The sequence below is a fragment of the Rhizobium metallidurans genome (genome assembly GCF_014196505.1).
Lineage (GTDB): Bacteria > Pseudomonadota > Alphaproteobacteria > Rhizobiales > Rhizobiaceae > Rhizobium > Rhizobium metallidurans.
Map to the genome: position 1 here is coordinate 1 of NZ_JACIDW010000049.1, position 7,898 is coordinate 7,898.

Genomic DNA, 7,898 nt, shown 5'->3' on the forward strand with positions numbered 1-7,898 from the left:
GCGGTCCCGAACGTCCGCACTCCGACGGATGGCCATCCGTCGGAGTGCGCATCGATCATCAGACAATCAACGCAAAATGAACATGCAAGGGGGCCACGCGGTGCGTGGCCAACCATCTCCAACCACCCCAATCACCCTCTACAACACCTCAAGCACCGGTGTTTCCATCACCCGTCCCGTCAGCACATCGGCGATCCCGCGATCCGTCTGGTGCGGGCCGAGGTTGCAGGCGAGGGTGGCGCCGAAGCAGGCCTTGAAGACGAGGTAGGGCGGCCGCCAGTCGACGACGTCTTCCATGGCGCGGCGGATGGCGCGGAAGGTTTCCGCGGTTTGTTCGAGCGGGGCCTCGGTGACGAGGCCGGAGAGGGGGAGCGGCAGGAGCACCCTGACCTCGCCGTCCTGCACCACAGCCATGCCGCCGCCGGCCGCGATCACGGCGTTGGCGGCGATGGTCATGTCCGCGACATTGCCGCCGAAGACGGTGAGGTTGTGGCTGTCATGCGAAACCGTGGTGCAGAAGGCGCCGCGCCATGTTCCCCAGCCGGTGAGGAAGCCGATGCGCGGGCGGGCGTCTACCTCGCCGTGGCGGTGGACGACGGAGATCATCGCGCTGCCCTCGGGCGGCACGACGTAGCCGTCCTCGACGGCGGTTTCGGCTTGCGCCCACTCAGTGAAGCGCGGGCGGTCGATGGTGGCGACGCGGACGCGGCTGCCTTCGGATGGGATGCGGAAGTCGTTTTCGGTCAGCGCCTCGAGCTTGATGGAGTGCTGCAGCGGCGCGCTGTCGACGGCGGGCAGGTCGATCGCCATCTCGCCGTCGCGCGAGACGAGGCGGCCATTGGCGAAGACGGCTGAGGTCTCGAACTCGGTGAAATCCCTAAACAGCACGATATCGGCGCGGCGGCCGGCGGCGATGAGGCCGAGGTCGGGGCGGCGCAGGCGCTGGGCGGCGTTGAAGGTGGCGGCGCGCAGCGCCCATTCGGGCTTCATGCCGTAGCTGACCAGACGGCGCACGACGTCATCGAGGCCGCCGCAGTAATGGAGTTCGTCGGGGAAGACGTCGTCGGTGCAGAGCGTCACGGTGGAGGGCAGGTGGCCGATGCCATCAAGCGCCGCCACGAATTCGCGCAGCAGGTGATCGTGCGAGCCGCGCAGCTCGATGGTCAGGCCGGCGGCGAGCTTCAGCAGGAGATCGTCGGCCGAGGTGAGCTCGTGGTCGGAGGTGACGCCCGCCGCCATGAAGGCGTTGAGATCGCTGCCTTCCAGCCCGCGCGCGTGGCCGCAGACCAGCTTGCCGGATGCAAGGCCGGCATTGACGATCCCGGTCATGCGGGGATCGCCGTCGATGACCCCGCGCATGTTCATGACTTCGGCGACGCCCCCGATCTCGGGTCGACGCAGCAGTTCGGATATGACGGAAGCGTCGAAATCGGCACCCGCGACCTCGAGGCCGGGCGCCGAGGGAACGCAGGAGGGGGCGAGCAGGATGGTGCGGAGGGACAAGCCGCGTGTTGCCTCGATCGACCAGCGCACGCCATCGATGCCGTGGACATTGCCGAATTCGTGCGGGTCCCAGACCACGGTCGTGACGCCGCGCGGCAGGACGGCGGCGGCGTAGGCCGATGGGGTGACCATCGAGCTTTCGATGTGCATGTGGGTATCGATCAGGCCGGGGGCGACGATGCTGCCGCGAGCGTCGATCGTCTGCGCGGCGTCCTTGCGGCTTAGCGGCGCGTGCACGCTTGCGATCAGCGGGCCGACGAGGCCGATATCGGCGCCGCGGATCAGGCCGGTGACGACGTCGAGCAGCTGTCCGCCCGATATCAGCACATCGAAGGGTGCATCGCCACGTGCTGCGGCAACGGCGCGGGCGCGCAGTCTGGGATCGCTGAGGTCCATGGGCTCCAACTGGCTCATCGGGCGGCCTCCTGCTGGAGCGCGCCGAGGATGATGGCGCGGGCGGCGTCGCTATCGATCTCGACGGCGTAGTCGGCATTCGGCTTGGCGTGGGTGGCGCGGGTTTCAACCACGGTGCGGCCGCGCGTGAGTTTGCCTTGCAGCTCGACGTCGATGCGGGCTGCCCGGAAGGTGACGATCTCGGGATGGGCGAAGGCCACGGCGGCGCAGGGGTCGTAGATCGCCATGCCGGCGCGGCCACGGCTGGTGCCGATGCCGATATAGCCGTCGAGGAAATCGGCCAGCATCTCGGCGTTGGCGCCGCCGGCCTTGCGGATCGGGGCGACGTCGTCGGGGACGGCGATGACCTTGCGGCAGAGGTCGAGATCGACCATGCGCAGCGGCAGGCCGGAGGCGATGACGATCGCCAGCGCTTCGGGATCAGCCAGCGCGTTGAACTCGGCGGATGCCGTGTGGTTTCCTGATGTGACGCCGCCGCCCATCCAGCTGAGCTCGGTGATGCGGGCGGCGAGATCGGGGCGGGCGAGCGCAAGCGCCGCGATGTTCGTCAGCGGGCCGAGCGCCAGGATGCGGTGCGGGCCGTCCTGCAAGAGCCAGTCGCAGAGCGCGGTGAAGGCGCAGCTGTCGGGCAGGGCGGGGGCGTCGGGCAGCGTCTTGCCCGATGTCGGGATGCCCGTTTCGCCGAGGATGGCCTGGGCGGTCTCGATCTCCCCAAGCACGGCTGAGGCACGGCCGGAGTGGATCGGGAAGGTCCAGCCGAAGGCCTTTGCGGCGCTGGCGGCATTTCTGCGTACCTGCGGCAGCGGCGTGTTACCGAAGACCAGCGAGACGCCCGCGATGTCGAGCTTTGCATGCGCCACGACCAGAATGGCGGCGATGTCGTCGAAGCCCATGTCGGTGTCGATCCAGACGCCCATGATATTACCTGTAGCGAGAGAGTGGGGCCGCGGCCGCGACCGGCAGATCGAAGGCAAGCGTGGAGCCGATGGCGTGGCTCGGCTCGCCGGCATCGACCTCGGCCTTGATCGGCCCGAGCGGGGTGTCGAGCAGATATTCTCTGACGTTGCCGGCAAACGAGGTGCCGCGCACGGTGCCCTGGAAAGGACCTGAACCAAGGATCACCATGCGCGGACGCCAGGCCAGGCCTTTGGCGGCCTGTGGCGCTGGAGCGGAAAGCTCGACGCGTGAGTTGGATGTCGCGAGCTTGCCGTTATCAAGCGCAAAGACGTTTTCGAAGCCGACGAAATCGGCGACGAAGGCCGAGACGGGCTTGTTGTAGATTTCTTCCGGCGTGCCGATCTGCTCGATGCCGCCATTCAGCATCACCACGATCCGGTCGGCGAGCGCCAGCGCCTCGATCTGGTCGTGGGTGACGAAGATCATCGTGACGCCGGTTTCCTTCTGGACGCGCTGGAGCTCGGCGCGCATTTCCAGGCGCAGGCGGGCGTCGAGGTTGGAGAGCGGCTCGTCGAGAAGCAGAACCTTGGGTTCCATGACCATGGAGCGGGCAAGCGCCACGCGCTGCTGCTGGCCGCCCGAGAGTTCACCGGGCTTGCGCGATGCGAAGCTGGCGAGGCCGACGGATTTGATTGATGCGGTTACCTTGTTGTCGAGATCCTGGCCGCTGATGCCCTTGAGGCGCAGGCCGAAGGCGACGTTTTCGTAGACGGTCAGATGCGGGAACAGCGCGTAGGACTGGAAGACCAGGCCGACATTGCGCTTGTTGGCGGAGATGCGGGTGATATCGGCGCCATCCAGCGTGATGCGGCCGGAGGCCGGGTTGAGCAGGCCGGCGATGGAACGCATCGTCGTGGTCTTGCCGCAGCCGGAGGGGCCAAGGAGGGCGACGAGCTCGCCCTTCTTGATCGAGAGATCGAGATCCTTCACCGCGACCGTATCGCCGTAGGCAAGCGTCAGCTTGTCGAGTTGCAGATAGGTATCAGACATAGCGAGAGAACCCCAGGAAGCGTTCGGCAAGGAAGACGATGCCGATGGACAGAAAGGCGAGCAGCGCCGAAAGGGCGGCGATCGACGGGTCGTAGGTGGTTTCCATGTAGCCCAGCATGTCGATCGGCAGGGTGCGGACGCCGGGACCGGAGAGGAAGAGCGAGACGGGCACCTGGTTGAAGCTGGTGACGAAGCCGAGGATGAAGGCCGCGAGAATGCCGCCGCGGATGTTCGGCATCACCACGCGGAAGAAGGCGCCTGATCGCGACGAACCGAGCAGGACGGCCGCCTCCTCGATATCGGAGCGCAGGTTGTTGAGGCTGGCGGAGACGACGCGCACCGCATAGGGCAGCACAAGCGCGGTGTGCGCGAAGAACAGCGCCAGCGTGATGTTGAAGCCGAAGGGCACGACGAGATAGCGCAGCAGCGCCAGGCCGACGATGATCCCCGGCACGATGATCGGCAGCGAGACGATGGTGCGGATGGTCTCAGCGCCCGGCAGCTTGTAGCGCGACAGCGCATAGGCGGCGGGGATGCCGAGGACGAGGGCCGCCAGCGTGCCGCCGACGGCGAGCAGCATCGACATGGCGAAGCTGTCGCGGAAGCTGTCGATGGTGAAGACCTTGAAGACCCAGCGCAGCGACAGGCCCTGCGGCGGGAAGGCCAGCGTATCGCCCGCCGACAGCGAGGCGGCGATGATGATGAAGAACGGCCCGATCAGGAAGATCAGCAACAGGCCGAGCACCAGCGGCGAGAGGATGCGGGAGGTCATCGCTTGTTCCTCGCTGTAGCTAGGCGCTTCAAGAGGATGTTGGCGGCGAAGCTCATGACGATCAGCATGAAGGCGATGACGCTGGCGGCGACGAAGTCGTTGGCGACGGAGACCTGCTGATAGAGCAGCGTCTCCAGCATCAGCACCTTGGAGCCGCCGAGCACGGCGGGGGTGATGTAGGCGGTGAGCGAGCCGGTGAAGACGAGCGTGCCGCCGACGACGAGGCCTTCGCGGGTCAGCGGCAGGATCACCTTCCAGAACACCTGGAACCAGTTGGCGCCGAGTACGCGGGCGGCGGGAATGGCGTCCTTCGGCATGTTTTCGAGCGCGCTGATCAGGGACAGGATCATCAGCGGCAGGAAGAGCTGCAGCAGGCCGATGAAGACGGCGGTCTCGGTGAAGAGCAGGCGCAGCGGCGTATCGCTGAGGCCGAGGCCCTGGATTGCCTGGTTGACGATGCCCGTGCGGCCGAGGATGACGATCCAGGCATAGGTGCGGGCAACAGGCGAGATCATCAGGGGGAGGGTGACGAGGCCGATCATCCGGCCCTTGCCCTTGGGCGGCAGGTTGACGATGGCGAATGCCGCCGCGTAGCCGATGACGGCGGAGACGGCGGTCACTTCGAGGCCGAGCTTCAAGGTGCGCAGGAAGACCGTGCGGTTCAGCGATTGCGAGAAGAAGCCGGTGTAGGCGCTGAGCGTCCAGCTGCCGTCGATGCGGAAGCCCTCGGAGAGAAGGATGACGACGGGCAGCAGGAAGACCAGCGCGGCGAACAGGGCCGCGGGCAAGGCAAGCGCCAGGGCTTCCGTGCGGTTTTGAAACATGAGGCGTCTTTCAGAGCAATCGCATGACGCGGCTCCGGATGGTGCCGGAGCCGTCCTGATGGTGGCTGGCCGTTACTGGCCGACCGTGTCGTTCCAATCCTTCAGCCAGCCGGCGCGGTTGTCGAGGGCGGCGGCGGACGGGATGAGCTTGAGGTTCCTGACCGTGTCCTCGCCGTAGGTGAGGTTGTTGGCGGCCTCGTCGGAAACCTTCACTTGCCTGTTGGCCGGGCTGTCGACCAGCTTTTCGGCGAGCTTGGTCTGGATCTCGGTGGACAGCCAGAAATCCATGAACTGCAGCGCGAGGTCCTGGTTCTTCGAGCCCTTGGTCATGACCATGACGTTCATGCCGCCGGTCTGGCCTTCCCTGGGGGTCGCCCAGGCAACGGGCACGTCGAGCTTGGTGAAGCCCGCCCAGGAGAAGCGGCCGATCGGGGCGGCCCAGATTTCTTCCTGCTGCATCAGCTGCACCAGCTGCGAGGACTTCTCGTAAAAGGTGACGATGTCGTCCTTCTTTTCGCCGACGGCCGCGATCGGCGCCTTCAGGTCGGGGTTGTCCTGGCCGAGCGCGAGGCCAAGCATGTACAGCGCCGGCGGGCCCTGGTTGGTGGTGACGTTCGGGAAGGCGACGTGGCCGACATATTCGGGCTTCAGGAGGTCGGCCCAGCTCTCGATCTTCATCTTGTCGGAGCGGTAGGCGATAGACGTGGCGTAGAAGGTGTAGCCGACGCTCATGCCGTCGCCGTTCGGATCCTTGGCGAGATCGTAGAGCTTGTCGAAATTGGTGAGCTTCGACGTGTCGATCTTGTCGATCAGGTCCTTGCGTGTGGCCGACAGCGCATCCGTCATCGAGACGACGGCCATGTCGACCACGGGGTTGGCCTTGTTGGCTTCCATCTTCGCCAGGCGCTCGACGCTGTTGCCGGTTTCGACCACCAGCTTGCAGCCGCACTTGGCTTCGAAGGGGTCGTAGACGATCGATTTGAAGTCATCCTGCGCGAAGGCATAGACGGAGATCGTGAGCGTCTTTTCCTGAGCGCTGGCAGCGACCGGCGTCAGGGCAAGAAGGGCCGCCGAGGCGATGAGGGCATGCTTCATATCAGGAGGTCTCCGTTTGAGAGGCTCGTTTGGCCGGGTCGACTTTGGTGGGGTCGCCGTTGCCCGGGGCGATGGGCCCCGACGACTGGCGAATGATGAGCTGCATGGGCACCCGGTCGGTGTCGGCACCGACCAGCATGCCTTCGCGGCTGCCGCTCGTCTGAATGGTTTTCAGGAGCGAGGAGATGGCGATATCGGCGATCGTCGCCATGTCCATCGCCACCGTCGTCAGGCCAGGCGTGATGACGGGGGAAAAGATCAGGTCGTCGAAGCCGGTGACGCTTGCCATGTCGGGAACGGCGATGCCGTCGCGCTGCAGTTCGGTGAGTGCCCGGAGCGCCTGAAGATCGGATAGCGCGGCGAAGGCGGTGTAGCCTTCGCGGACCTTCTCGGCGAGGCCGAGCGTGCAGCCGGTGCCGTGCTCACGCTCCAGGCGCTCGATCCACAGCGTGGAGGAGTGCATGTCGGGTCGCAATCCGGAGCGGATGCCACCGACGCGGTCGTTCTGGACGTTGGATTCGGGGTTGTTGCCGATGACGAGGATACGCTTGTGGCCGAGTTCGGCCAGGTGGTCGGCGATGTCGCGGCCGCCCTGCCAGTGATCGGCGGCCACCGTGTTTCCCGGCGTCGAGGCGGTGTCGATGACGGCGACCGGACAGCTGGCGGCGGAGATGCGGGTGGCGCGGCGCGGGACGATGACAAGGCCTTCGACGCCGCGCTCGACCAGCCGGTTGATGGCCTCGGTCTGCGCGGTGATGTTGCCGCGCGAGTCGGCGATGAGGACGCCGTAGCCGGCCGACGTCGCGGCGAATTCGATGGCCTGCGCCAGTTTCGGGAAGAGTGGATTGGCGATATCGGGCAGCACCAGGCCGATGACGCCGCTGCGGCCGGTGCGCAGCGCGCGCGCCGCCTGGCTGGGGACGTATCCAAGTTCGGCGGCGTGTTCCCTGATACGCTCGGCGAGCTGTTCGGATACGCGACCCTTGCCCGAGAGCGCGTTCGACACGGTCGCGACGGAGACGCCAAGCGACGTTGCGATCCTGCTCAGATTGGGTCCCGGTCGGGCTGTGGGCATGATATTCGACGGATTGGATTAATCGTTTAACCAATGCGTACATGACGACGGGGGTGTTGTCGAATCCAATCTTGCGCCGCTTTGTGATTTTCCGCAATTGCGCGCATCGCGGAAACGAAAAAGCCCCGGCGAACCGGGGCTTTGTCTGATCGCGGTGGTCTCAGCCCGCCTTTGCGGGGCTTGCCTTGGCGGCGACCGGCTTGGGGGCCGTTGCTCCGCCGGGGTTGTAGCCGCCGCCGATGGCGACGTTGAGCGAGACGTAGTCGAT

General features: G+C 66.1%; 7 protein-coding genes. All 7 read right to left on the reverse strand.

The window, feature by feature from the left end; translation table 11 throughout:
• Positions 1 to 138 precede the first annotated feature (138 nt).
• The 7 genes from GGQ67_RS24790 to GGQ67_RS24820 all read right to left on the reverse strand — a co-directional run bounded on the left by GGQ67_RS24790 (position 139) and on the right by GGQ67_RS24820 (position 7,630).
• On the reverse strand, positions 139 to 1,917 hold the full coding sequence (locus tag GGQ67_RS24790; protein ID WP_183902770.1) for an adenine deaminase: 1,779 nt from the start codon (positions 1,915 to 1,917) through the stop codon (positions 139 to 141).
• Positions 1,914 to 2,834 carry a nucleoside hydrolase gene (locus tag GGQ67_RS24795; protein WP_183902771.1) on the reverse strand — a complete coding sequence of 307 codons (921 nt, stop codon included), beginning with the start codon at positions 2,832 to 2,834 and terminating at the stop codon, positions 1,914 to 1,916. The genes GGQ67_RS24790 and GGQ67_RS24795 overlap by 4 nt, the downstream gene beginning before the upstream one ends.
• Before the next feature lie 4 nt (positions 2,835 to 2,838).
• Positions 2,839 to 3,864: an ABC transporter ATP-binding protein gene (locus tag GGQ67_RS24800; RefSeq protein WP_183902772.1), complete on the reverse strand. Its 1,026-nt coding sequence runs from the start codon at positions 3,862 to 3,864 to the stop codon at positions 2,839 to 2,841.
• On the reverse strand, positions 3,857 to 4,636 hold the full coding sequence (locus tag GGQ67_RS24805) for an ABC transporter permease (RefSeq protein ID WP_018902538.1): 780 nt from the start codon (positions 4,634 to 4,636) through the stop codon (positions 3,857 to 3,859). The genes GGQ67_RS24800 and GGQ67_RS24805 overlap by 8 nt, the downstream gene beginning before the upstream one ends.
• Positions 4,633 to 5,460, reverse strand: a complete 828-nt coding sequence (locus GGQ67_RS24810) for an ABC transporter permease (RefSeq protein WP_183902773.1) — start codon at positions 5,458 to 5,460, stop codon at positions 4,633 to 4,635. Before GGQ67_RS24810 ends, GGQ67_RS24805 begins: the two co-directional genes overlap by 4 nt.
• 72 nt (positions 5,461 to 5,532) lie before the next feature.
• Positions 5,533 to 6,555, reverse strand: a complete 1,023-nt coding sequence (locus GGQ67_RS24815; protein WP_183902774.1) for an ABC transporter substrate-binding protein — start codon at positions 6,553 to 6,555, stop codon at positions 5,533 to 5,535.
• A 1-nt stretch (position 6,556) separates the two neighbouring features.
• A complete protein-coding gene (locus GGQ67_RS24820) occupies positions 6,557 to 7,630 on the reverse strand; it encodes a LacI family DNA-binding transcriptional regulator (protein WP_183902775.1) in 1,074 nt (357 codons plus the stop codon).
• Between the last annotated feature and the right edge of the window lie 268 nt (positions 7,631 to 7,898).